We start from the raw sequence: 24,903 nt of genomic DNA, 5'->3' as shown, positions 1-24,903 counted from the left end.
GTTTTTTTTTAAATCTAAATATTATGACACCAACTCTTACTTCAATTCAAAAGTAGTTTTACGTGCGATTTGACGTGCTCTTGGTGAATTTTTATTAACTGAGGTATCTTCGCCCCTTCCTTCGGTAGAAATTCTTGAAGCATCAACACCGGCATCAACCAATAATTTCTTAACAGCTTCTGCTCGTTTGGTTGAAAGTGATTGATTGTAAGTAGTTCCACCCAATTCATCTGCAAATCCTACAACGGTAATATTAGCATTTGAGTTAGCTTTCAAGAACTTAGCTACGAAATCAACAGCCCAAGTTGATGAAATTTGCGGTTTAGACGAATTGAAATCAAAATATGCGTTGATGTATCCTTTACGGATTAAATCAGCTGCCATATCACCACCTTCTGCCAATGCTTTCACGTTTTCTTTGGTTGCATAGTTATCATTCAAGTAGCTTTCAATTTCGTCAGGAACATTGTTTCCGTTTGCATCCATCATTTTGTTTTGTTTGTTAGCAACTTCTTGTTGCAAACCGCTCAAATCTCCTTCCAATGAAGCTAAACGATCTTCAATTTTCTCAAATCGGCTACCATCGTGATGCCAATCAGCGTGTTTACCGTGTTTGCCCAAAGCAATTTGTAAACCGATTGTTCCTGTGATGTTCACCCCTTGAATACCTCTTCTGGCTGATTCTGAATAGGTATCAAAAGTTCGTTGCTGTTTTGCATTGAAGTATACAGACGCATCTGCCAATAGTGTAACTCGGTTTGAAATACGAAGTTGCGGTGTCAATCCCGCTACTGCGAAAGCAACTTGGTCTGCACCCGAAAGCACTTTGCTGTTTAACTGACCGTATCCAACTCCGGCGTGTGCAAGCAAACCTAAATCACTTGTCCACTCTTCAAAACTTAAAGCGCGACCGATGTTAGCAACTGCTTGTAAATTAACATTCCAAAAACTTGATTCAAATTTTTGGCTGCCTTTACCATCTTTAAAAGTGTCATATCCACCCCCTAAGCGAAGACCAAATTTGTTGTTAAACATATAACGAACACCTGCATTTGCCCCCCACAAGTTGGGAGTTGATGTTGAGTAATTGTCCGAAAACGCAGCTATCGGCTTGTTTATACCGCCATTTACATCAATTGACCACTTGTTATAGCTCTCTTCTTGTGCTTGTACTCCCACAAAAACCAAGGAAGCCAAAGCGAAAATGTGTTTTTTCATACTACTTTAAATTACTTAAAAATATATTGTTGGGGCAAAAATATACTTTTTTCTGACACAAAAAATATATTTATGTTTTTTTTAACGTTTTTCTTTATATTTTAATAACATTCGTTCCAGAGGAGTTATTGCACTGTCAATGCCTTCTTCAAAGGTTTTAAACTGCTTTTTCACAACCAAACTCTCACCCGGCACGTGAACTTTTACTTCAACAATTTTATTTTCTTTTGAACTTGTGTTTTCTAATTTTAAATGAACATCGGCTTCGATAATTTTATCATAAAAATGTTCTAATTTATCTAATTTTTTTTGAATAAAATCAACCAATTTTTGGTCAACGGTAAAATCAACTGGATGTACGTGAATTTTCATAAAAATCTAATTTTAAAAGGTTTAACAATCTACTTTTCTGCATTGTTTTGGTTTTTTGCCCGAGGGTGCGCCTTTTGGTACTGGTTTTTGAGTTCGGCTAAACTGGTGCTTGTATAAACTTGCGTTGCCGCCAAACTTGAATGCCCCAACAATTCTTTAACCGTGTTCAAATCGGCACCACCATCTAATAAATGACTTGCAAATGAATGTCGCAACACGTGCGGACTCACAGCCTGCTTGGCAGTTACACCCCGAAAATGTGAGTGTACCACTCGGTAAACAAGCGTTGCATATATTTTCTTTCCGTTTTTGGTTACAAAAAGAACGTCGTCATTTTCTTCACTGATAATGGTATCTCTTTCCGTGAGATATCTCTTTAAAACGTCTTCCGTTTCGGGCAACATCGGGATAAAACGCTCTTTATTTCGCTTCCCTAATACTTTTATCTGTTTTTGATAAAAATCTAAATCACTAATTTTAAGCGAAATAAGCTCAGAACGCCGCATACCCGTGGCATAAAACAATTCGATTATGGTTTTGTTGCGAATCGCTTCGAATGAACTTTTTTGTGAAAAACCAAATAAAACGCTTGCCACTTCGTTTTCTGAAAACGGAAGTTTCATTTTTTTTTCAATCTTTAAAGGAGCAATCCCTTTTTCAAACGGACTTATATCTATCTGATTGGTTTTCTTCAAGAACGAATAATACGCCCTCAAAGCCGATAACTTTCTGTTAATACTCTTAAATGCAATCGATTGCTTAGACAGCATTACAATCCATTTTTTTATTTCGTTTTGAGAAACTGTTTCCAAAGACAGCGATTTTTCGTTTGAAAACTCTTCTTTCAGAAACAACTCAAACGCTTCAATATCAATACGGTACGCAGTAACGGTATGAACAGAATATTTCTTTTCAACAGAAAGATAATCTAAAAATGCGTTCATCTTCGCTTTGTTTTAGCTCCTTGTCCAATCTTGATGTTACAAAGATAAGAAATAATATTCTTTAATTTCATAATAAAATGTTAATTTTTTACTAAATGTAAACTAAACGCTTCTTTTTAATCACGTAACGTATCCAAAAAAGAAGGCCAATCATAAAATCATTACGACACAAACGCTGCATTTTCGGCAAACGAAAATCCGTTTAGTAAATCAGCCGCTTTCATTCGTTTTTTACCGGGCAATTGCAACTCCAAAACGGTTACGAAACCATCTTTCACGGCTACAAGTATTTTTTTGCTTTCGATTTTTATTGTTCCGGTTTCAAACGAATGGTTTTCTTGCTGAAAAACAGCATTATAAACCTTCACATTTACCATTTCTTGTTGATTTTTCAAAATTGTCCAAGCCGTTGGATAAGGGCTGAGTCCTCTAATAAATCGTTCAATTGCAAGACCTTCTCTATTCCATTGAATTTTGCACGTTTCCTTGAATAATTTAGGTGCTTCGGCAAGTGACACTTCTGCAGGTTGTTGGCTTACTTGCTCTTTTCCTTCGGCTATTAAATCTACGGTTTTAAGCACTAAATCAGCACCTTGCATCATTAATTTATCGTGTAGTGTTCCGGCAGTTTCACTTGCTGTGATGGGTGTTTCGGTTTGTAAAATAATCGCCCCCGTATCAATTTTTTCATCAATAAAAAAAGTAGTTACTCCCGTTTGGGTTTCACCATTTATGATAGCCCAATTGATGGGTGCCGAACCGCGATAGGCAGGTAACAAAGAAGCGTGCAAGTTGAAAGTTCCGTGCTTAGGCAATTGCCAAACCACTTTAGGTAACATCCTGAAAGCCACCACAACTTGCAAATCGGGTTGCAATCCTTTTAGGGCTTTTATAAATTTTTCATCTTTCAGATTCGTGGGTTGCAACACCGGAATTCCCTTGCTTTCGGCATAAATTTTTACGGGCGATGCTTGCAGTTTTTGTCCGCGACCGGCAAGTTTGTCCGCCACGGTCACAACTCCTACAACATTATACTGATTTTCAACCAACTGACGTAAACTTTCCAATGCAAAATCGGGCGTACCCATAAAAACAATTCTCAGATTTTTCATTTATTTTCCTTACATTATATAACGGTTTCCTACACCGAAGTTTATTAACTTCGCAAAAATAATATTTTTAACAGAATTAATTATTTGTTTTCAAAAAAATTTTGTTTACTTTTGCAACTAATCTAATTTGTATTACGATGGAAATTTACAATAAAATAAACGAAACGGCTCGCATCATTCAGTCGTACATTTCAGAACACACACCCGAATTTGCCATTATTCTGGGCTCGGGATTGAGCAAATTGCAAAATGAGGTGGAAGTTATCTCTGAGATTAAATATTCACACATTCCAAACTTCCCAAAATCAACCGTTGCGGGGCATACCGGCAAACTCATCTACGGAAAAATCGAAAATCGTTATGTTTTGATGATGTCGGGACGTGTACATTATTACGAAGGATACTCAATGCAAGAGGTAACCTTCCCGATTCGTGTATTTCACAAACTGGGAATCAAACGATTAATCCTTTCGAATGCTTCCGGAGGGGTAAACCCAAATTTTTCTATTGGCGATATTATGATTATTCGCGACCATATTAATATGTTTCCTGAGCATCCGCTTCGAGGCAAAAATTTGGACGATTTCGGGGCTCGCTTCCCCGATATGAGCAAACCTTATAGCCTTGCAATGATTGCCGAACTTGAAAAAATAGCGCAATCGCACAACATCAAAATTCAAAAAGGAGTATACGTTGGCTTGCAGGGACCTTCGTTTGAAACACCAGCTGAATACGGGATGGTACGGATTTTAGGCGGTGATGCTGTAGGGATGAGTACCGTACCTGAAACCATCGTGGCGCGCCACCAAAATATGGAAGTCTGCGCACTTTCGGTCATTACTGATTTGGGCGGACCTGAAATTTCGCCAAATGTTTCACACGAAGAAGTTTTAAATGCCGCCAACACGGCAATGCCAAATGTTATTCTACTGGTTAAAAATCTTATAAAAAATTACAGATAGGCACTTCCTTTTTATCAAAAAACGCTGATAAAACATAAAAAGTATTAATATTTTATCAGCGTTTCATTTTTAACTTGACTTTAACATCCATTCATCACCTGTTTTTCGTATCTTTGCACGCTGAGACGAGATGATTAAATGATGAATAGATTACTACTTTTACTGCTCCCTGTTGTCTTTATGTTATCGTGCAGTGATAATGATAAGGATATTACTTTTTTTAAGGGGTATTTCCCAAATGCAAAAGATTCCATCATTGTACTTTATCACAATGACAAACCCATTGATACCGCTCAACTAAACACAAGCAAAAAGGCTTTGTTTAAGTTGAAAATTGATGACCCCAAACTTTATTATTTTGAAATTGACAACAACTATCAATATCTTTATTTAGAGCCCAAAGATAGCGTTGTTGTTTTTGCCAACACGATGAATTTTAACCAAAGTGTTTCTTTTTCAGGAAAAGGCTCGGTTATCAATAATTTTATGACGGCTCAAATGAACAAAACCGAGCAAGAGGCAGCAATCGTAAAGTCACATAATTATTTCTATCCCAATCAGTATAAAGACCTTACGGATTCTATTTACAACTCAAAAATAAAAATATACAAAACCTTTGTTAGTAACAACCCTGAACTCTCTAAACAGGCAAAAAACATTGCTTTGGTGAGCTCAACGTTTCCCATCTACAAAGAAATGGAAGCTTATCCATTTGTATATCAAAGAAATAACGGAAATTCGGTAATTAATTCACTTCCTATTGGGTTTTATGACTATCGGAAAAACATCAATTACAACGATTCATTTTTAGAGTATTACCGTCCATATTATAGCTATATGGTTATGTTTATCAACAATTTAGCCTTTAAAAAACATACTATAAAAGTTGGTGAAAATGTTGATATCAACAAAAACGAACAATTTCATTTGAAAAAAATTACCGTAATTGACAGTGTGTTCCAAGCCGGAAATCTTAGGGATAATTTATTCCGAAACGCCGCATACGCCTATGTACTAAACATTCAAAACAACAGAGAATGTGATTGTTACATCGAAGAATTTGACCGTTACAATCAAAATAACGCACACAAAACCGAATTGGACGAACTCTTCAAAAGCACCCTTGCCTTACAAACCGGAAAGTTTCCGCCTGATTTTGACCTGATTGACCTTAACGGCAATCGTACCTCCTTACTTAAAATTACCAAAAAAGAACTAAGCATTTACTATTTCTGGTCTGTGAATCAACCCGATATGTCAAACCTTATTTTCAATCGAATTTTGCAACTCAAAACACTTTTCCCGAATGTTAAATTTATAGGAATTGATGTTGGGCAAGACATTGAAAAATGGTGCGAAACCGCCCCACTAACGATCGCCGATAGCGAACAGTATCATTCCACGAATTTTTCTGATTTATCACGTAAATTACTCATTAACAATATCAGTAAGTCATTAATCTTAAATCACAACTCCCGAATTGTTTCGGCTTTTGAAAGTATTTTCAGTCCGAATATCGAAAAAATTCTTTTAAAAAATTAATTCCGCACGCAAAAACTTGTTTTTTAGATTATTTTGAGTATTTTTGTAGGAAAATTTCGGTCAAAAATGCTTGTAAAAATATACGGAAGTGCTGTTTTCGGGGTGGAAGCCACAACCATCACCATTGAAGTGAATATCGACAAAGGCGTTGGTTATCACTTGGTTGGCTTGCCTGATAGTGCCATTAAAGAAAGTAGTTACCGCATCGGGGCTGCCCTGCAAAACAACGGCTACAAAATTCCGGGCAAAAAAATCACCATCAATATGGCGCCTGCCGATATGCGTAAAGAAGGTTCGGCTTATGATTTGAGTTTCGCCATCGGGATTTTAGCCGCCAACGGACAAATACAATCCGATGATTTAGAGCAATATATCATTATGGGCGAGCTTTCCCTCGACGGAAGTCTGCAACCCATAAAAGGAGCATTGCCCATTGCCATACAAGCCCGAAAAGAAGGTTTTAAAGGATTTATCCTGCCGGCACAAAACGCCAAAGAAGCCGCCATTGTTGATAATCTGGAAGTATTTGGCGTTGAGAACATTAAAGACGTTATCGACTTTTTCAACGGAGAAAAATCTCTTGAAAAAACAGAAGTTGATACCCGAAAAGAATTCTTCAAAAATTTGGATTTCCCTGAATTTGATTTCGCCGACGTAAAAGGGCAAGAGTCCATCAAACGATGTATGGAAATTGCGGCGGCAGGCGGGCATAACATTATTTTGATTGGACCACCGGGTTCGGGTAAAACAATGTTAGCCAAACGATTACCGAGCATTCTTCCGCCGATGACCCTACACGAAGCCTTGGAAACCACCAAAATACACAGCGTAGTGGGGCGTATTAAAGACAGCGGACTAATGAGCCATCGCCCGTTTCGAAGCCCGCATCACACCATTTCGGACGTAGCTCTGGTGGGCGGAGGTGCGTATCCACAACCGGGCGAAATTTCACTGGCTCATAACGGCGTTTTATTTCTTGACGAATTGCCCGAATTTAAACGTACCGTACTGGAAGTGATGCGGCAACCGCTGGAAGACCGAGAAGTAACCATCTCACGAGCCAAATTTTCGGTAACCTATCCCGCTTCGTTTATGTTGGTGGCGAGTATGAACCCCAGCCCCAGTGGTTATTTCAACGACCCCGACGCACCCGTAACGTCCTCACCTGCCGAAATGCAACGCTATTTGAGCAAAATTTCAGGACCTTTGTTAGACCGAATCGACATTCATATCGAAGTCAATCCCGTGCCTTTTGAAAAACTTTCGTGCGAGCAAAAAGCCGAAAGCAGCAATCAAATCCGCCAACGGGTGATGGAAGCCCGAAACATTCAAACTGAGCGTTTTAAGGAATATCCGAACATTCATTACAACGCCCAAATGAACACCAAGCAAATCCGTAAATATTGCAAATTGGACGAGGTTTCATTGGAACTTCTCAAAAATGCGATGCAACGGCTGAACCTTTCTGCCCGTGCCTACGACCGCATTTTGAAAGTTGCCCGCACCATTGCCGACTTGGAAAAATCGGAAAATGTGCAACAACACCACATCGGCGAGGCAATTCAATACCGAAGTTTGGACAGAGAGGGCTGGTTCGGAAAATAAGTAACTCATTTCATAAATATAATCAAAAATGAAAGCATACATTTCAATATTAATAATCAGTTTCTTTTTTATCGGCTGTAAATCAGACCAAAAACTTTCAGTAAGTGACGCCGAAAATTTGATTTCAGCCTATTTGGAAGAAAAACCGCTGTACGAAACAGGTAAGTTCAACACCGACAAACAACGATTTGAAAACCCAAAAGATAAAGAACTTATTGAAGCCATCGAAAAATTAGTTGATGACGGTTTTGTTGAAATCACCAATGAAAAAGTCAGAAAAAAATGGTTTTCAAAAGACAGCCTGCACATCATTGAACCCGTGCTTACCAAACGGGCACTTCCGTACATCGTGAGCCACAACAAAAAAAGTTCAGTTGTGAAAACAATTATTTACAAACTCAATGAAAAACAGATAACTATCGAAAAAAGCAACGAAAAAACCGCTGTTTGTTCCGTTATTTTGGATAAAGAAAAAACGCCTTTTTATCATTTCGGGAAAGACCCCAATCCTAAAACGACTTTTGTAAGCCGTAAATTCAAACTGAAATACAACGAAAATTCGGGTTGGAAAATCGTAAAATAAATATGAAAAACGTTACTATTTTAGCTCTTTTTCAGGCACTTTCAAGTGTTGTTTCAAGCGTTTTGATTTCAAAAATGTCGCTTATCGGGCGTATCGGTATCAGCACGATGTACCGTGAATATCTGGTTTTCAAAACGTGGTGGAAAACGGCTTTGGTTTTATTTGCCGCACAACTTTTGCTGATTTTAATGCTTCTAATCGTAAGAAAAATCAGTCCAAAAATTCAAAAAACACTCGCTATCACATTGATTATCATCGGCATAACAGGAACTTATTTCACATATATTGATTTTACCACCACCAGCCACCGAATGATGAAATTCAGCTTTCACTCAGGTTTTTATCTGTTTTGGCTGAGTTGGTTTATCACTTGCTTTTACTTTTTATTTCAACGAAAACCGAAACAAATTACAGAAGCTTCAATTGAAAGCACAGAAATTTCATCTGAAAATCAACTAATTAAATAATGAAACAACCTGCCATAAAACTCGCTCAACACCTGATTCAGGCTTGCAAAGCGAAGAATATTAAACACATCGTCATTTCACCCGGTTCACGGAATGCTCCGCTAACCATCGGATTTTCAAACGATTCGTTTTTTTCTTGTTACAGCATTGTTGATGAGCGTTGTGCCGCTTTTTTTGCACTCGGCATCGCACAGCAAATTAAGCAACCCGTGGCAGTAGTTTGTACTTCGGGTTCAGCGTTGCTCAATTACTATCCTGCTGTGAGTGAGGCTTTTTACAGCGACATTCCGCTGGTGGTGATTTCAGCCGACCGACCTTCAAACAAAATCGATATCGGTGACGGACAAACCATTCGCCAACAGAATGTTTTTGCCAATCACAGTGCCTACAACGCCAATCTTTCGGACAACGAAACGGATGAAAAAAGCAATTTTTACGAGCTAAACAAAGCCCTCAACACCGCCATTGAAGAACAAGCTCCCGTACATATCAACGTTCCGTTTGAAGAACCGCTTTATATGACTACGGATATCGTTTTTCATTTTGAAAATCAACCTATTGTAGAAAAAAAACAATACATAAATCCTGAAAAGAAAGTCGATTTTATCAAAAATTGGAACAAAACCGACAAAAAAATGGTTCTGGTGGGCGTTTTAGCTCCTAATAGCCTGGAACATAAATATATAGAATTATTAGCCAATGACCCTTCGGTTTTGATACTAACGGAAACGACTTCCAACTTACATCATAAGAATTTCATTCCTTATATTGATAAATTACTGACTTTCAGCGAAAAAGATAATTTCTTAAAAGAAGAACTACGCCCCGAATTGTTACTCACCTTCGCTGGATTAGTCGTATCCAAAAAAATAAAAGAATTTTTGCGTAAATTCCAACCGAAATTTCACTATCACGTTGATTTACACAAAGGTTACGATTCTTATTTTTGCTTAACTAATCATTTTCAGACAGATATAAATTTCTTTTTTGAGAATTTGAATGCTGATTTAGAATCCCGAAAATCAGATTACAAACACAAATGGCTGGAAATCAATAAAGAAATTCACAAAAAACACTTGGAATACATTTCTGAAATTCCGTATTCCGATTTGAAGGTTTACAAAGAAATTTTCAAGCAAATACCTAAAAATCAAATAGTTCAACTAAGCAACAGTTCTACGGTACGTTACGCACAACTATTTGAATTTCAACCATCTTGGAAGATTTTTTGCAATCGCGGAACCAGCGGCATCGACGGGAGCGTATCCACCGCCATTGGTGCCGCCGTTGGTAGCCAATCCCCTACCCTGCTCATTACGGGCGATTTAAGTTTTTTTTACGACAGTAATGCTCTGTGGAACAAATACATACCTAAAAATTTCCGTATTTTACTTATAAACAATCAAGGAGGCGGGATTTTCAGAATTTTACCCGGTGACAAATCCGATAAAAATTTTGAAGCCTTTTTTGAAACACCACACCAACTCACGGCAGAACATCTTTGCAAAATGTATGATTTTGAATACGAAAAAACGGATAATTTGGAGGATTTACGCCAAAAATTCAGCAGTTTTTTTGATGAAAGTTCCCGCCCGAAGTTGCTGGAAATCCATACACCGCGACACGAAAACGATAAAGTTTTGTTAAATTATTTCCATTTCTTAAAAAAATAATTTAGTTTTACACTTTAATTTTAAAAACAAAGTCAATATGAGTAAAAGAGATGAACTTATCGAATTGTACGCCAAGGATTTAAAAGAAAAGTGCGGACAAACACCTGATTTAGAATTTTTGAAAAAAGTAACCGTAGGCTTAGGCCCTTCAATTTACAACAAAGATGCTGCAACGGTTGCCGGTTCTGACCAAACGGAGTTAGACCGAGTGAAACAAAACTTTTTAATCAAAAAATTAGGCTTGACGGACGGGCCGGAGTTGGACAAAGCAATTGATTCTGTTTTAGAAACTTACGGAAAATCAAACAAAACCAAGTACCGTGCCGTAGTTTATTATCTGTTGGCAAAACACTTCAAAAAAGAAAGCGTTTACAACAAATAATCAAACCTTTAAATCAAAAAAAGAGCTATCCCCGCGATAGCTTTTTTTTGGTTATAAAAGCCATATAAACAACACATTACACTTAAAAACATTTTTTTGATATGGACATTAAAAACAAAATCAAACAACTGCGAAACGAACTCAATCAGCATAATTACAATTATTATATCTTGGATACTCCTACCATTTCAGATTATGAATTTGACATGAAATTGAGTGAGTTACAAGCATTGGAAAAAGCACACCCCGAGTTTTTTGACGAAAACTCACCAACGGTTCGCGTAGGCGGAAGCATCACCAAAAATTTCAAAACCATTACGCACGAATTCAGAATGTATTCCCTTGATAATTCATATTCTAAGGAAGATTTGGAAGATTGGGAAAAGCGGATTATCAAAGCCTTAGGAAGCGACGCCATTGCCTTTACGTGCGAGCTGAAATACGACGGAGCTTCGGTGGATTTGCTCTATGAAAACGGAAAATTAGTACAGGCAACCACACGCGGAGACGGTTTTCAAGGCGATGAAATCACAGCTAACGTACGCACTATCAAAAGTGTACCTTTACAATTACGGGGCAATTTTCCTGAAAAATTTCACATTCGTGGGGAAATAATTCTGCCCAAAAAAGGCTTTGAACAGATGAACAAAGAACGTATCGAAGCCGGCGAAGACCCTTATATGAATCCGCGAAATACAGCCAGCGGCAGCCTAAAATTGCAAGACACGGCAGAAGTTGCCAAACGTCCGCTGGATTGTTTGTTGTATTCCCTAATCGGAAACATCAGATTATCAACACAATACGAAGGTTTGCAAAAAGCACGTGAATGGGGGTTTAAAGTTCCGAACGAATCCAAACTCTGCCAATCCACTGATGAAGTGATGGAGTTCATCAATTATTGGGACACACATCGCCACGATTTGCCTTACGAAATTGATGGTGTGGTGGTTAAAGTCAATAATCTTGCACAACAAGAAGAATTGGGATATACCTCAAAATCACCACGTTGGGCAATGGCTTACAAGTTCAAAGCCGAACAGGTTTCTACCACTTTGGAAAGCATTTCGTATCAAGTGGGACGTACCGGAGCCATCACACCGGTTGCCAATCTCTCCCCCGTTTTGCTTGCCGGAACCATCGTGAAAAGGGCTTCCCTGCACAATGCCGACCAGATTGAAAAACTGGATATTCGCGTGGGAGATTCGGTTTTTGTGGAAAAAGGCGGTGAAATTATTCCGAAAATTGTAGGCGTAGACCTTGAAAAACGCCCTTCGGACAGCCAAAAAACGATTTATATCGATAATTGTCCCGAATGTGGAAGTGATTTAATCCGAAATGAAGGCGAAGCACAGCATTATTGCCCCAATTCGTATGGTTGTCCGCCGCAAATCACCGGAAAAATACAACATTTTATCTCCCGAAAGGCAATGGACATCGAAGGATTGGGCGAAGAAACGGTGGAATTGCTTTTCAAAAACGGAATTATTCAAAATTACGCCGATTTATACGAAATTACCATCTCAAAACTGCTTCCGTTGGAACGAATGGCGGAAAAAAGTGCCGAAAATATGATAAAAGGCATCGAAAAATCGAAAGAAATTCCGTTTGAACGCCTACTTTTCGCTCTTGGCATTCGTTATGTGGGTGAAACCGTGGCAAAAAAACTGGCTCGGCATTACAAAAATATCGAAAATTTGGAAAATGCCACCACCGAACAACTTACCGAAGTGGACGAAATCGGGAGACGCATTGCCGAAAGCGTTGTTTCTTTCTTTAAAAACACATATAATAAAGAGCTGATTAACAGACTAAAAGCCTACGGACTGCAATTTTCGCTTTCCGAAAAAGAAACTGAAAATCAGACTGATAAATTAAAAGGACTCACTTTTGTGGTTTCGGGCGTTTTTGAGTTGTATTCACGTGACGAACTTAAAAACCTGATTGAGCAAAACGGCGGAAAAGTAGGTTCATCTATCTCATCTAAAACGAGTTACGTTATCGTTGGCGACAATATGGGTCCCAGCAAAAAAGAAAAAGCCGAAAAACTGAATATCCCGATGATTAACGAAACGGATTTTCAGCAAATGATTGCCAATTAAGTTTGATTATTCAAGCAAAAATAGTTTTTTATTGCAAATCATTTGGTTATTACAAAAATAATATCTATCTTTGCCTTGTTTAACAAAAAAAAGTATTTAAATATGGGAATTATTGCAACACTTATTGTAGGAGCTATCGCCGGTTGGCTTGGAGGAACTATCTATAAAGGTAGCGGACTGGGACTTATCGGGAATATCATCATCGGAATTTTAGGCAGTAGCGTAGGTTCTTGGCTATTAGGCTCTGTATTAAATATTTCCGTAGGTGAAGGTTGGATTGCCTCGGTAGTAACAGGCGCTTTGGGGGCAGTTGTTATTTTATTTTTATTCAACCTGATTTTCAAGAAAAAATGATAATTGATTTAAACTTTTATTAAACAGAAAAGATGTTACCAAAAATAGGTAGCATCTTTTTATTTATGTGTAAAAAACCGCACGCGTCAGTAAAGCATTTGCACTTCTTTTAATGAAAATTGCTTGAAAACCTCATCTTCCAGTTCAACTACCAATTCCCCCGAAGGAAACACACCGCGTATAATCCCCAAAAAATCAGTATTTTGCGTCGTTCTAAAAACAGAAATTGTATTTAAACGAAAAAGGTATTTTTTGTACACCGCATAGACATCTTCAAAATTAATCAATTGAACATCAGCAAATTTAATTTGAATTGCTTTTAAAATACGTTTCATCAAATCTTCAATATCAAATTCCCTTCCGGTAGATTTTTTTAATGACGATGCTTTTGGTAAACCACTGAAAATCATTTGATTTACATTCAATCCGATACCGATGATACTTTTATCAATTTGCGTGTTGCGCACCACATTTTCAATCAAAATCCCGCCCACTTTATGTTTGCAAACCAAAATATCGTTAGGCCATTTGATATTAATTTCCGGAACATTCTGTGTTTGAAGCACTTCTGCCACAGCAATTGAAACAAGCATATTCAATAAAAAATAGTGCTGTAATTCAAAATTTGTATGTTTACATAAAATACTGAATGTAAGATTTTTATAGGGTTCTGTTTCCCATTTGGAAGCATATTGCCCCACGCCATTGGTTTGGTTGGGCGTCCATACGGTTAAAAAATTGGGTAAGTTTTCTTGCGTACTTGCTAATTTTTTCAAATAACTATTGGTGGAATCAACCGTGTCGAGTTTTATGATATTCATTTTTTTTATAACAAACTATAAATAAACTACTTAACCCCTAATATTTGCCAAAAAAGTTGTTCGTCTTGCTTTGAAACAAAATCAGTTTCAATGGGTAAATAATATATGTTTTGCAAATGACTTTGCAAGCGTACAAAATCTTTCTCCGTGGTTAAAATACAAAGATATTTTTTTAACTTTTCAATCTCTTCAGAAGAAAAATGATGGTGATCCGGAAAATCAAAATGCTCAAAATCAGCCTCTTGTTCTTTTAAAAACCTAACAAGCGGTTTAGGGTTGGCAATGCCTGTTACCAAAACAAACGACCTTTTTATAAACTCCTTAAAATCAATCGATTTTGATAAGGAATATACTTGGGCAGCATACGATATTTTTGCAAAAACCACTTGTGAATTTGATTTCTTACGAATTTTTTCAGTAATTTTCTCGCGTTCTTCATTTGAAATATCAAGCGGACATTTTGTTACAACAATAACACTTGCGTGAGTGGCTCTTGCTTTGATATCGCGCAAATTTCCGGTCGGGAGCAACCAATCGTCTGTGAATAGATTTCCGTAAGCGGTCAGTAAAATCGTTTTCTTTGCCTGTACTTTTCGATGTTGAAAGGCATCATCTAAAATAATAACATTCGGTTTATCAATATATTGCAGTATTTTCCGGATTGCTTCGGCTCGATTGGAATTCACTATCATCACAATTTCAGGATATTTTTTCCAAATTTGAAAAGGTTCATCACCCAAATCAAAAACGGTTGCATTTTCATCTGCCAACACCAAACCTTTTGTTTTTCGTTTGTAGCCACGACTAACAACCCCAACACCGTAATTGGGCAATAAATGACGAATTAAATACTCAACCATTGGGGTTTTTCCGGTGCCGCCAACGCTTAAATTTCCAACACAAATAGTTGGTTCATCGAATTTTACAGACGAAAACCAACCATAATCATACGCCTTGTGGCGCAACCAAACAATTATGCCGTAAAGCAGGGAAAAAGGCAATAATAAATATCGTAAAAACCGTATCACTTTCTTTTTTACGGCAAAAATACCAACTTTTTTTATTGAAAAAAAATTTATACATTTGGCAACGCAAATTAAAACGAATGAAACCAAGATATTTTATTTTTGATATGGACGGCGTGCTGGTTGATAGCGAACCGATGCACCGACAAATAATTTGTGAAGTTTTTAACGAATTAAAAATCAATTTGTCAGAGCGTTACATTGAAAAATCACTCACGGGAATGTCTGCCGTACCGATGTGGGAAAAGGTAAAAACCGAAGCAGGTAGAAGTGAATCAGCCGACGAATTACTGCAATTTCATCGCGATTATTTTTACGAGCGACTTCCAAAAATAGAAGTTTCCGAAGTTTTGGGAGTTATTGAATTGATTCACAGACTTAAAGCAAATCATTTTTCACTGGCAATCGCTTCTTCTTCCACAAGAAAATTAATTGATTTTTTTATTGACAAATTAAAAATTTCACATTTTTTTGATGTTATAATAAGCGGTGATGACGTGCAATACAGCAAACCTTTTCCTGAAATTTTCTTGAAAGTTGCCGAAAAATATCAAGCTTCACCTGAGCAATTTTGGGTCATCGAAGACAGTAAAAACGGTGTACAAGCCGCCAAAAGTGCTACTATGCAATGTATTGGATTTAAAAATCCAAATTCAGGAAATCAAGACCTTTCAAAAGCTGACATCATCATCAATTCAATGCAGGAAATCACCGACACTTTTATACATAACACATTGATAATAAATGAATAACACAACAAAACATATCAAAATCATTGAATGCCCTCGTGATGCGATGCAAGGGCTTAAAACGTTTGTCCCAACACAAAACAAAATTGATTACATCCAATTGCTTTTAAGTGTGGGATTTGATACGATTGATTTTGGTAGTTTTGTTTCACCCAAAGCAATTCCTCAAATGGCTGATACACAGCAAGTAGTAAAGAAATTGGATTTGAGCAAGACCCAAAGTAAACTTCTTGCGATTGTTGCCAATGAACGGGGAGCTAATGAAGCTATTGATTTTCAAGAAATTACCTATTTAGGATATCCATTTTCTATCTCTGAAAATTTTCAGATGCGCAACACGCACAAAACTATCAGCGAAAGCATCAAAACGCTTGATTATATCAAAAACAAAACCGAAAAATCCGGGAAAGAATTAGTTGTGTATCTTTCTATGGGATTTGGCAATCCGTATGGTGATCCTTGGAATGAAGAAATCGTGGAACAATGGGTGGCACTTCTCTCTGAAAAAAACATTCAAATCATTTCATTATCAGACACCATCGGAAGCGCTGATTCACAATCAATTAAAAACATATTTACGCACCTGATTCCCAAATATCCAACCATTGAGTTTGGCGCTCATTTTCATACCTCGGTACATAATTGGCACGAAAAAGTATACAGTGCCTACACGGCGGGGTGCGTTCGGTTTGATGGTGCCATTCGCGGATACGGCGGTTGCCCAATGGCAAAAGACGAACTGGTCGGGAATATGCCAACCGAAAAACTGCTTTCATATTTCCAAAAAATGAAAGCTGAAACTGGTCTAAATCTCTTGGCTTTTGAGAGTAGTTACAACGAGGCTATGAAAATTTTTGAAAAATCAATCTAAAAAAATATGCTCGGGATACTCGACTTTAACCAAAAAAAGCCCGCACGCAGGCACGGAAGCGCCTGCTTGGCTTCGATTTTTACTTTTTATAACACCCTCAAAATCAGTGATTGATATTTTTTCAAGCCCTACATTCAGTAACGTACCAACGATAGCACGTACCATATTCCGCAAAAAACGGTCTGCCGAAATGGTAAACACAATATGCCCTTTTTGCACCTTCCAAAAAGCCTCATAAATACTGCAATTATAGGTATGTACATCCGTATTTGACTTTGAAAAACACTGAAAATCAGTATATTTAAACAAAACAGAAAGTGCTTCTTCCATTTTTGAAATATCCAACGGAAGGTTCACATACATAGCGGTTTCATTTAAAAACACGTCTTTTTGGGTGAGTATGTGATATTCGTAAGTTCGTTTTAACGCATCAAATCGGGCGTGTGCCTCATCAGTAACCCGATGAATTTTATACACAGCGATATCTTTCGGCAGAAATGAATTCAGCTTATTAACAAATTGATTACCAATATTTTGAGAAAAATCAAAATGCGCAAACATTTGGCGTGCGTGCACTCCGCTATCGGTACGTCCTGCTCCAACTACCTCAATTTCAGTGCGTAAAAGCGTTGTTAATTTTTGTTCGAGAACTTCTTGAACGCTTACCGCATTGGGTTGTTTTTGCCACCCGTGATAGTTTTTTCCGTTGTATGAAAATTCAATAAAATAGCGCATTAGGCTTCCAATAATATTTCTTTTACAAAATCTGAACCGAAAAAAGCCGGAAATTTTTTATCAAAAAAAGCAACCCATTCTTTGCCGTTTTCTATTGCTTTTTTTAGGTAATATTTTGATTTATAGTAGTTTTTCATTCCAGCATTGGCAATTGCAAGCCGATAAAGCGTTGTAACATCATCGGCAAAAAGGCGGTTTGTTTCAGAAGCCACTTGCAAGGTTTTTTCATAATTACCGATAAGCAACAGCAAATCAGCCCAGTTTGCCAATGTATTGAGTGAATAATCACCGTGATGAACAGCTTGGCTGAACGCATATTCTGCTCGTTCCCAATCGTTTAAACAAAAATTAATCTCGGCGCAACGTCTCCAATAGTACGGATTGTTATCCTCAATATGTAACACCTTATTGATGTGTTTCAGTGCCTTAGTGTGATTACCGCGCAAATAATAAAAATCAGCCAAAGTCATCCACGATTTACTCAATTGCGGGTCTTCGTGAACGGCTTTATAGTAATATTGTTCGGCTTTTTCATCATCATTCATCTTTTCAAAACAGCGCCCGATATGCAGATACACCAGCGGAGAAGCATCGTCCAACGTTAAGGTAATCTTGTAATTTTCAATAGCTTTTTGATATTTTTCAAGTTTTTCAAGCACTTTGGCTTTTTCAAAATAAGCCCCCGTGAAGGTATCGTCACTGATGATGGCAAAATCAAAACAACGCAATGCCTCACTAAAATCATCGCGCACCAAATGTTGCTTGCCCAAATAATACCAAGCCACCTCGCAATACGGATTTTTATCCAAATAAGCGTTCAAAAAAGCAATGGCTTCATCATTTTCTTCCAAAATATCATAACAAAAAAGCAATTGCTGTAATGACATATAATCCTCAATATCTTCCGATAAGCATTTTTTGAAATATTTTTTGGCTTTGGTATAATTCTCCATAAAAAGATATTCCATTGCAATGAGGGAATAAATATCAACCAAATCATCGGTCAGTGGTAAGGCATATTTTAGAAGCTCAATGGCTCTTTGGTGGTTGTTAAGTTTTGAATAAAGATTAGCCCGCTGCACGTAAACTTCTGAATTTGAAGGCTCAATGAGTTCCAATTCATTCAATAAGAGCGAGGCTTGCTGCAATTCATCTTCAAAGATAAGCACCTCAACACGCAAAAGTTTCAGCGAAACCGCCGTAGGGTGCTGATTCAGACCAATTTGCAGTGCGTGTTTGGCTTTGTTCATTTTGCCTAACTCCAAATAATGTTCCACAATTTGCTCAAACTCATCAACATCAAAAAACAGAATATGATTTTTTTGCAACATTGATTCAAATTTTGAAACAGAAAAATTTTCTTCCTCTGAAAAGAAATTCATAAAATTAGTCTTTAATTTTTTGATTCAGAGAGCGAAAGTACGGAATTTTAAGCTCCTCTCCTGCTCTTTTCTTATTTATTTATCAACAAGTTTTATTTTGGCTTAATATTCAATTGATAATCAAAATATTACATTCTATCCCAACGATTATTGTTGAACGTTCCTTTCTTCCAGTACCACATCATTACAAACCCAATGAGTGCCCCACCTACGTGTGCAAAATGAGCAATGTTGCCCCCAAAAACAGAAAAACCCGTAACCCCCGAAAACAAATCCAAGCCCACCAAAATCGGAATAAAATACTTGGCTTTTATCGGATACGGAATGAAAATCATCATCAGTTTGGCATCCGGAAACATCATTGCAAACGCTACTAAAATACCGTAAATAGCCCCCGAAGCGCCAACTACGGGTGTAAAATAAGCCGACATCATATCGGTAAATTTGCTTCTGGGAATCACTTCTTCCCAATAGGTGTTATATTTCCCTTGGGCTAAAACATTTTTTATCGTTTCAGGTTCTATTCCATTGTTTTGCAAGGCATTAACCCCTTCCTGAAAGTAATAATAATTTATTGCCGAATGCAGTAAAGCCGCACCGATTCCGCACGAAAAATAGAAAAATAAAAACTTGTTTTGCCCCCAAATTTTTTCCAACGGACCGCCAAAAGCCCAAAGTGCATACATATTGAAAAACAAGTGCATAAAACCGCCGTGCATAAACATATGCGATACACACTGCCACCATTGAAACTTTGGATTTTCAAAATAGTACAATGCCATTAAATTTGACAAATTCAAATTGGGAATCACATTTAATTGCGAAGCCAAAAAGAAAATTACATTTATGATAATCAGATGCTTAACTACTTTTGTAATACGTTCCATAACATTTTTATTTAAAATATTTATCCATTTCCGTGAGTGAAAAAGTTGTATAAATTCGCTTGCCAAAAGGCGAAATCAAACTTTCTTTACAAGCAAACAAATTGTTCACCAACGCTTCTTGTTCTTCCTCCGTGAGTGCCTGCCCCGTTTTGATTGCCAAGTTGTTACAAAGACTTTTGGCAAAGGCCTCTTTTTGTGAAATATCAGTTTTTGGCAGATTTTCAATATGTTGCTGAACCACTTCCATAAATACATCTGAAATCTGATTATCAGATATATGCAATGGAACACCACTCAGAATAACTTTTTCATCTTCAATTGAAATGATAAAACCGATGTCTTCAAAAAGCCCTTTTAATTTACTAATCACCTGTATTTCAGACTTTGAAAAAGAAAGCTCAAACGGAAACATCAATTGCTGACTTACCGTACTACTTGATTGTAAGGTTTTTAAAAATTCTTCATACAAAATCCGCTGATGCGCCCTATGTATGTGAATGGCAAGGAGTTCGCCTCCCAAAGTGGTAATCAAATATTTTTTGGCAAGAAAAAGAATCTTTTTACCCGTTTGAGGAACCTGTGGTTCATCAGCAAACATTTTACTTTCAATCACCTGCTCTTCAATCTGAATCACATCGGTGTGTATCCCTGCATAGAGACTTTCCCAAGCAGGTTGTTTTTTTGTATAACTTGAATAACTTTTTGGTTTTGAATCACTTACTTTAATTTCTTCGGCAAACGGATTGAAATTCGGGTCTACTTCAATTTTCGGAAAAACGGGCTCTTTATCCTTGTACGAATACGGAATATCGAACGACGCATCGCGGTTAAAATCAAGAGTTGGTGAAACGTTAAACTGCCCAAGACTGTGCTTTACCGCCGATTTTAACAACGCATAAATACTGTGTTCGTCCTCAAATTTAATTTCCGTTTTGGTAGGATGAATGTTGATGTCTATCGTCGCCGGATTTACCTCCAAATGTATAAAATATTCGGGTTGTTGCAGGCTTGCTATAAGTCCGTCATAAGCACTTGCTATTGCGTGATTTAAGTATCTATTTTTCACAAACCGATTATTAACCAACAAAAATTGCTGATTCTTGCTTTTGGTAATATATTCAGGTTTTACTACAAAACCGCTGATTTTCAGTATGGGTGTTTCTTCCTCAACGGGTACTAATTTTTCATTGGTTTTACCTCCAAACAAATGCACGATGCGTTGCCTAAAATTTGACGATGGCAAGTTAAAAAGCTCACTTCCATTATTGTACAGTCTAAAATGTATGGTAGGATGAGCCAGTGCCACCCGATGAAATTCGTCCAAAACGTGGCGCAATTCCACCGTATCTGATTTTAAGAAATTACGCCTTGCCGGAATGTTAAAAAACAGGTTTTTCATCGCAATGGAAGTACCATTGGGAGCCACACAAGGCTCTTGGTAAGTTACTTTGCTTCCTTCAATGCGTATTTCAGTGCCTAATTCATCTGCCGAACGTTTGGTAATCATCTCAACGTGAGCAATTGCCGCAATAGAAGCCAATGCCTCCCCCCGAAAACCTTTGGTTTGGAGCCGAAACAAATCTTCTGCCTTTTGTATTTTTGAAGTGGCGTGCCGCTCGAAAGCCAAACGCGCATCGGTTATGCTCATACCAATCCCATTATCAATAACTTGCACTAATGTTTTTCCGGAGTCTTTAATAACGAGTTTAATTTCGGTTGCTTTGGCATCGATGGCGTTTTCAAGCAGTTCTTTCACTGCCGAAGCCGGACGCTGAATTACCTCACCGGCAGCAATTTGATTGGCAACGTGATCGGGTAATAAACGGATAATATCTGTCATATTTTCAAACCTACTTTTATATCACCAAGCAATTGTGAAATAAATTTCGGTGCGGTATCTTTTTTATTATTTTTTAAATATAGATAAGTCAAAATCAAATATATACAACACTAAAAAAATCAAAATCACCAACACAATCAAAAACGTTTTATTGATTGCCATATTTTTTCGGTTGCGGCTTTCTTTACGGATGTCTTGCCATTGCACCGTAAAATGATTGGTTTGCGTTTCACGGTCACGCCTAATTTTCGACCCCATTTCAAAGGCATTCATCGCATCTTTCCCTTCGTAGTAACGGGGCGTGTAATTGTAACGTTTATTTTTCCGAAGAGAAAACAATTTGATTTTCATAGAAATACATTCTTAAAATTAATAGGAACTACCAATTGGTAAAATGCCTCTTGTCTGGTTGGCACTCCACATCTTGCAAAGATACAAAAAAAATACAGAACACAAAAAAAGCTGCCTTTACACACTAAAGACAGCCATATCTGTTAAAAACAATAAAACCTCTTACTCAACAATGAACTTACCTTTCATAATGGCGTAATGCCCCGGAAATGAACACATAAAGTCATACGTTCCTTTTTCAGGCGCATCAAATGTGATGGTAGTTGAGTCACCGCCACCAATCATTTTCGTATGGGCAATTACCTCATCACTTCCCGCAGGCACGTAATCGGTTTCTTTGGCGTTCATTGCCTTACCGGCAAAAGCAGCAAGGTCAGTGCCTTGTTTTAAAAGCACGAAATTATGCCCCATTACCTCCACAGGCATCTTACCAACGTGCTTCAAAGTCAGGGTTACTTTTTCGCCCCCTTTCACTTTAATTTCACTCACGTTATAGGTCATCTGATCGGTACTTTCCAGCACAATGTCATTGCCTGTCGCCATCTTATCGGAAGTAGGTGCCGACTCGTGGTTGTGCTCCGTCATTGAATGCTCAGTCATAGCATCACCACCATTTTTTTTCTTGTTATCCGTGTTTCCGCACGAAACAATAAACGTCCCCATAAGGGCAATCAAAAATATTTTTTTCATATCAATATGTTTTAAAATTCACGACAAAAGTACAAAAGCTTTCTATTTAAAGCAAATCTAAATTACATATTTTTTTCTTTTTATTTTAACAAAAACATAACTAATTAATTAACAAGAAATTAAAAACAAAAATTGTTTAACACACAAAAAACAATCACAACCATATAATTACGTAATTATGTGGTTTTTATCGCCATAAAAAAAATTATAAATTGAGTTTACGCCAAAATAAAATAAAAATCTGTATTTTTGCGGTTTGAATTTTTATAACTTGCCATAAAAATATCAAAAAGTTTAAATACACTAACGGGAATTCAAAATACACAAAATGCTGATGATTACTCATCTGATTTTGTTAAAAAACTAAAAGTAAATGAGTTGCAATAATTGCAGTACAAAAGATAAAAAAGGTTGCGGCTGTGGAGGCGGTTGCAGTTCAGGCGGTTGTTCAAACGGAAAATTAGCCGTTTTTGACTGGCTTGCCAACACACAACTTCCGGGCGGACAAGAAAAATTTGATTGCGTGGAAGTACGCTTTAAAAACAGCCGAAAAGAATATTTCAGAAATCACGACAAACTGCCTCTGCAAATCGGTGATGTGGTTGCTACCGAAGCCGCTTCGGGGCACGATGTGGGCGTTATTACCCTGACCGGCGAGTTAGTTCGTTTGCAAATGAAAAAACACAAAATCAACTGGGAGAGTGAAAACGTACCCAAAATTTACCGCAAAGCAAACCAGCGGGATATTGACGTTTGGAAGGAAGCGCGAGACAAGGAAGAATCCGTACAGAAACAATCGCGTGAGCTGGCAATTGCCTTGGGGTTGGAAATGAAAATATCAGATGTTGAGTTTCAAGGAGATGGCTCAAAAGCTACGTTTTACTATACTGCCGAAGGGCGCGTTGATTTCCGGCAATTAATCAAAGATATGGCGCGGGCTTTTGCCATTCGCATTGAAATGCGGCAAATTGGTTTCCGACAAGAGGCTGCCCGACTGGGCGGAATTGGTTCGTGCGGACGTGAACTGTGTTGCTCCACTTGGCTTACCGATTTTAGAACCGTAACCACCGCAGCGGCTCGTTATCAACAACTTTCGCTCAATCCGCAAAAATTGGCTGGGCAGTGCGGAAAGCTCAAATGTTGCATCAATTTTGAACTTGACACTTACTTAGATGCCCTGAAAGATTTTCCGAAAACCGACATTAAACTACTGACTTCCAAAGGAAAAGCAAGCTGTCAAAAAATCGATATTTTCAAGCGTTTGATGTGGTTCACCTATGACGAAGCCCCTACCAACTGGTACAAAATTTCAGTGGACAGCGTTAAGGAAATCATCACCCTAAACGCCGCGCAAAAAACAATCGCATTGGAAGATTATGCCATTGTGAGTGATAATTTGGGAATGACCTCCTCATTAAATGGTGACATCAAGGAAGTTGTTGAGGAAGACATTACCCGATTTGATAAACCCAAGAAAAACAGAAAGAAAAACCAAAAAAACAACAAAACAAACGCTCAAAAAGGGCAAAACACGGCTAAGAACACAAACAATCAAAAAAATGTAAAAACACCGAAAAAACCAAAAGAACCAACAGAAAATCAAACAACCACAAAAGTTCAAAAAGAACCCAAAAAAGCAAATCCGAACCCCAAAAAAGAGGTTCAAAACAATCCGAAGAAGTTGAAAGACTCAAAAAACACCAATTTTAAACGCAAACCCAACCATAACCGCAACAATACCAACAAAGAAAAATAACAAAAAATGAGAATCGTACAATTACTTTTAGTATTCATTTTCTTTGCAAGTTGTTCAACCAATGTTGAATACACTGAATATGTTTCTATTTCCGATGGTTGGAATAAATCGCAACCCGTTGTTTTTCAATTTGAACAAGATTCACTTGCACAAAAAAATATGTTTATAATGTTACGAAACAACGAAGCATATCCGTTTAGTAATCTGTTTGTAATCACCCGATTGGAACAACCTGACAATAAAGTGATTATTGATACATTACAGTACGAAATGGCAACCCCCGACGGAACTTGGCTTGGCTACGGATATTCAGCCGTGAAAGAAAGTAAATTGTGGTACAAAGAAAAATTTTCATTTCCCGCAAAAGGAAAATACACTCTCCGAATTGAACAGGCTATGCGTAAAATCGGTGAGAATGAAGGTATTGAACAATTGGAAGGCATCACGGAAGTAGGTTTACGAATTGAAACAATCAACTAATAA

At 37.5% G+C, this 24,903-nt stretch carries 25 protein-coding genes; 13 read left to right on the top strand and 12 right to left on the bottom strand.

What is annotated here, in order from left to right:
• Positions 1-36: 36 nt before the first annotated feature.
• The 4 genes from Q4D72_RS07400 to fmt form a co-directional block, all read right to left on the bottom strand.
• Complete coding sequence (locus Q4D72_RS07400) at positions 37-1,218, bottom strand: OmpA family protein (protein WP_303077116.1); 1,182 nt, start codon at positions 1,216-1,218, stop codon at positions 37-39.
• An 81-nt stretch (positions 1,219-1,299) separates the two neighbouring features.
• The gene (gene raiA / locus Q4D72_RS07395) at positions 1,300-1,590 is read right to left on the bottom strand and encodes a ribosome-associated translation inhibitor RaiA (protein WP_303077115.1); all 291 of its coding nucleotides are present in this window, start codon (positions 1,588-1,590) and stop codon (positions 1,300-1,302) included.
• 29 nt (positions 1,591-1,619) lie between these two features.
• Positions 1,620-2,534 (bottom strand): tyrosine-type recombinase/integrase, encoded by a 915-nt coding sequence (locus tag Q4D72_RS07390; RefSeq protein ID WP_303077113.1) that lies wholly within the window; start codon positions 2,532-2,534, stop codon positions 1,620-1,622.
• Positions 2,535-2,695: 161 nt separating this feature from the next.
• The gene (gene fmt, locus Q4D72_RS07385) at positions 2,696-3,646 is read right to left on the bottom strand and encodes a methionyl-tRNA formyltransferase (RefSeq protein WP_303077112.1); all 951 of its coding nucleotides are present in this window, start codon (positions 3,644-3,646) and stop codon (positions 2,696-2,698) included.
• Between the two features lie 137 nt (positions 3,647-3,783).
• On the opposite strand from fmt, the gene Q4D72_RS07380 reads away from it, so the two are divergent.
• From Q4D72_RS07380 to Q4D72_RS07340, 9 genes are all read left to right on the top strand, one after another.
• On the top strand, positions 3,784-4,608 hold the full coding sequence (locus tag Q4D72_RS07380) for a purine-nucleoside phosphorylase (protein WP_303077110.1): 825 nt from the start codon (positions 3,784-3,786) through the stop codon (positions 4,606-4,608).
• 138 nt (positions 4,609-4,746) lie between these two features.
• Positions 4,747-6,150, top strand: coding sequence for a thioredoxin (locus tag Q4D72_RS07375; protein ID WP_303077109.1), 1,404 nt, complete (start codon positions 4,747-4,749; stop codon positions 6,148-6,150).
• A gap of 66 nt (positions 6,151-6,216) precedes the next feature.
• Positions 6,217-7,755 (top strand): YifB family Mg chelatase-like AAA ATPase, encoded by a 1,539-nt coding sequence (locus Q4D72_RS07370; RefSeq protein ID WP_303077108.1) that lies wholly within the window; start codon positions 6,217-6,219, stop codon positions 7,753-7,755.
• 28 nt (positions 7,756-7,783) lie between these two features.
• On the top strand, positions 7,784-8,338 hold the full coding sequence (locus Q4D72_RS07365; RefSeq protein ID WP_303077107.1) for a hypothetical protein: 555 nt from the start codon (positions 7,784-7,786) through the stop codon (positions 8,336-8,338).
• 2 nt (positions 8,339-8,340) lie between these two features.
• Positions 8,341-8,805, top strand: a complete 465-nt coding sequence (locus Q4D72_RS07360) for a hypothetical protein (RefSeq protein WP_303077106.1) — start codon at positions 8,341-8,343, stop codon at positions 8,803-8,805.
• Positions 8,805-10,478, top strand: a complete 1,674-nt coding sequence (gene menD / locus Q4D72_RS07355; RefSeq protein WP_303077104.1) for a 2-succinyl-5-enolpyruvyl-6-hydroxy-3-cyclohexene-1-carboxylic-acid synthase — start codon at positions 8,805-8,807, stop codon at positions 10,476-10,478. Before Q4D72_RS07360 ends, menD begins: the two co-directional genes overlap by 1 nt.
• 37 nt (positions 10,479-10,515) lie before the next feature.
• The gene (locus Q4D72_RS07350; RefSeq protein ID WP_303077103.1) at positions 10,516-10,860 is read left to right on the top strand and encodes a DUF2853 family protein; all 345 of its coding nucleotides are present in this window, start codon (positions 10,516-10,518) and stop codon (positions 10,858-10,860) included.
• A 107-nt stretch (positions 10,861-10,967) separates the two neighbouring features.
• On the top strand, positions 10,968-12,959 hold the full coding sequence (gene ligA, locus Q4D72_RS07345; protein ID WP_303077129.1) for an NAD-dependent DNA ligase LigA: 1,992 nt from the start codon (positions 10,968-10,970) through the stop codon (positions 12,957-12,959).
• Between the two features lie 102 nt (positions 12,960-13,061).
• Positions 13,062-13,313: a GlsB/YeaQ/YmgE family stress response membrane protein gene (locus Q4D72_RS07340; protein ID WP_303077102.1), complete on the top strand. Its 252-nt coding sequence runs from the start codon at positions 13,062-13,064 to the stop codon at positions 13,311-13,313.
• A gap of 86 nt (positions 13,314-13,399) precedes the next feature.
• On the opposite strand, the gene Q4D72_RS07335 is transcribed toward Q4D72_RS07340, so the two are convergent.
• Positions 13,400-14,134, bottom strand: a complete 735-nt coding sequence (locus Q4D72_RS07335; RefSeq protein ID WP_303077101.1) for a biotin--[acetyl-CoA-carboxylase] ligase — start codon at positions 14,132-14,134, stop codon at positions 13,400-13,402.
• 26 nt (positions 14,135-14,160) lie between these two features.
• Complete coding sequence (lpxK, locus tag Q4D72_RS07330) at positions 14,161-15,162, bottom strand: tetraacyldisaccharide 4'-kinase (protein WP_303077100.1); 1,002 nt, start codon at positions 15,160-15,162, stop codon at positions 14,161-14,163.
• A 77-nt stretch (positions 15,163-15,239) separates the two neighbouring features.
• On the opposite strand from lpxK, the gene Q4D72_RS07325 reads away from it, so the two are divergent.
• Positions 15,240-15,911: an HAD family phosphatase gene (locus Q4D72_RS07325; protein WP_303077099.1), complete on the top strand. Its 672-nt coding sequence runs from the start codon at positions 15,240-15,242 to the stop codon at positions 15,909-15,911.
• Complete coding sequence (locus Q4D72_RS07320; protein ID WP_303077097.1) at positions 15,904-16,779, top strand: hydroxymethylglutaryl-CoA lyase; 876 nt, start codon at positions 15,904-15,906, stop codon at positions 16,777-16,779. Before Q4D72_RS07325 ends, Q4D72_RS07320 begins: the two co-directional genes overlap by 8 nt.
• Here Q4D72_RS07320 and truA read toward each other — a convergent pair.
• The 6 genes from truA to azu all read right to left on the bottom strand — a co-directional run bounded on the left by truA (position 16,771) and on the right by azu (position 22,664).
• Positions 16,771-17,514 (bottom strand): tRNA pseudouridine(38-40) synthase TruA, encoded by a 744-nt coding sequence (gene truA / locus Q4D72_RS07315; protein ID WP_303077095.1) that lies wholly within the window; start codon positions 17,512-17,514, stop codon positions 16,771-16,773. The two genes, Q4D72_RS07320 and truA, sit on opposite strands and share 9 nt — an antisense overlap.
• On the bottom strand, positions 17,514-18,896 hold the full coding sequence (locus tag Q4D72_RS07310; protein WP_303077094.1) for a tetratricopeptide repeat protein: 1,383 nt from the start codon (positions 18,894-18,896) through the stop codon (positions 17,514-17,516). Before Q4D72_RS07310 ends, truA begins: the two co-directional genes overlap by 1 nt.
• A 128-nt stretch (positions 18,897-19,024) precedes the next feature.
• Positions 19,025-19,783, bottom strand: a complete 759-nt coding sequence (locus tag Q4D72_RS07305; RefSeq protein WP_303077093.1) for a rhomboid family intramembrane serine protease — start codon at positions 19,781-19,783, stop codon at positions 19,025-19,027.
• Between the two features lie 7 nt (positions 19,784-19,790).
• The gene (gene mutL, locus Q4D72_RS07300; RefSeq protein ID WP_303077091.1) at positions 19,791-21,623 is read right to left on the bottom strand and encodes a DNA mismatch repair endonuclease MutL; all 1,833 of its coding nucleotides are present in this window, start codon (positions 21,621-21,623) and stop codon (positions 19,791-19,793) included.
• 66 nt (positions 21,624-21,689) lie between these two features.
• The gene (locus Q4D72_RS07295) at positions 21,690-21,974 is read right to left on the bottom strand and encodes a hypothetical protein (RefSeq protein ID WP_303077089.1); all 285 of its coding nucleotides are present in this window, start codon (positions 21,972-21,974) and stop codon (positions 21,690-21,692) included.
• Positions 21,975-22,136: 162 nt separating this feature from the next.
• Complete coding sequence (azu, locus tag Q4D72_RS07290; RefSeq protein WP_303077087.1) at positions 22,137-22,664, bottom strand: azurin; 528 nt, start codon at positions 22,662-22,664, stop codon at positions 22,137-22,139.
• 373 nt (positions 22,665-23,037) lie between these two features.
• On the opposite strand from azu, the gene Q4D72_RS07285 reads away from it, so the two are divergent.
• Together Q4D72_RS07285 and Q4D72_RS07280 are read left to right on the top strand one after the other, a co-directional pair.
• Complete coding sequence (locus Q4D72_RS07285; RefSeq protein WP_303077086.1) at positions 23,038-24,420, top strand: regulatory iron-sulfur-containing complex subunit RicT; 1,383 nt, start codon at positions 23,038-23,040, stop codon at positions 24,418-24,420.
• A gap of 6 nt (positions 24,421-24,426) precedes the next feature.
• Positions 24,427-24,900 (top strand): gliding motility lipoprotein GldH, encoded by a 474-nt coding sequence (locus Q4D72_RS07280; protein WP_303077085.1) that lies wholly within the window; start codon positions 24,427-24,429, stop codon positions 24,898-24,900.
• Positions 24,901-24,903 lie beyond the last annotated feature (3 nt).

The sequence above is a fragment of the Capnocytophaga sp. genome (assembly GCF_030532915.1).
Classification (GTDB): domain Bacteria; phylum Bacteroidota; class Bacteroidia; order Flavobacteriales; family Flavobacteriaceae; genus Capnocytophaga.
This window is presented reverse-complemented; position numbering and strand designations above follow the sequence as displayed.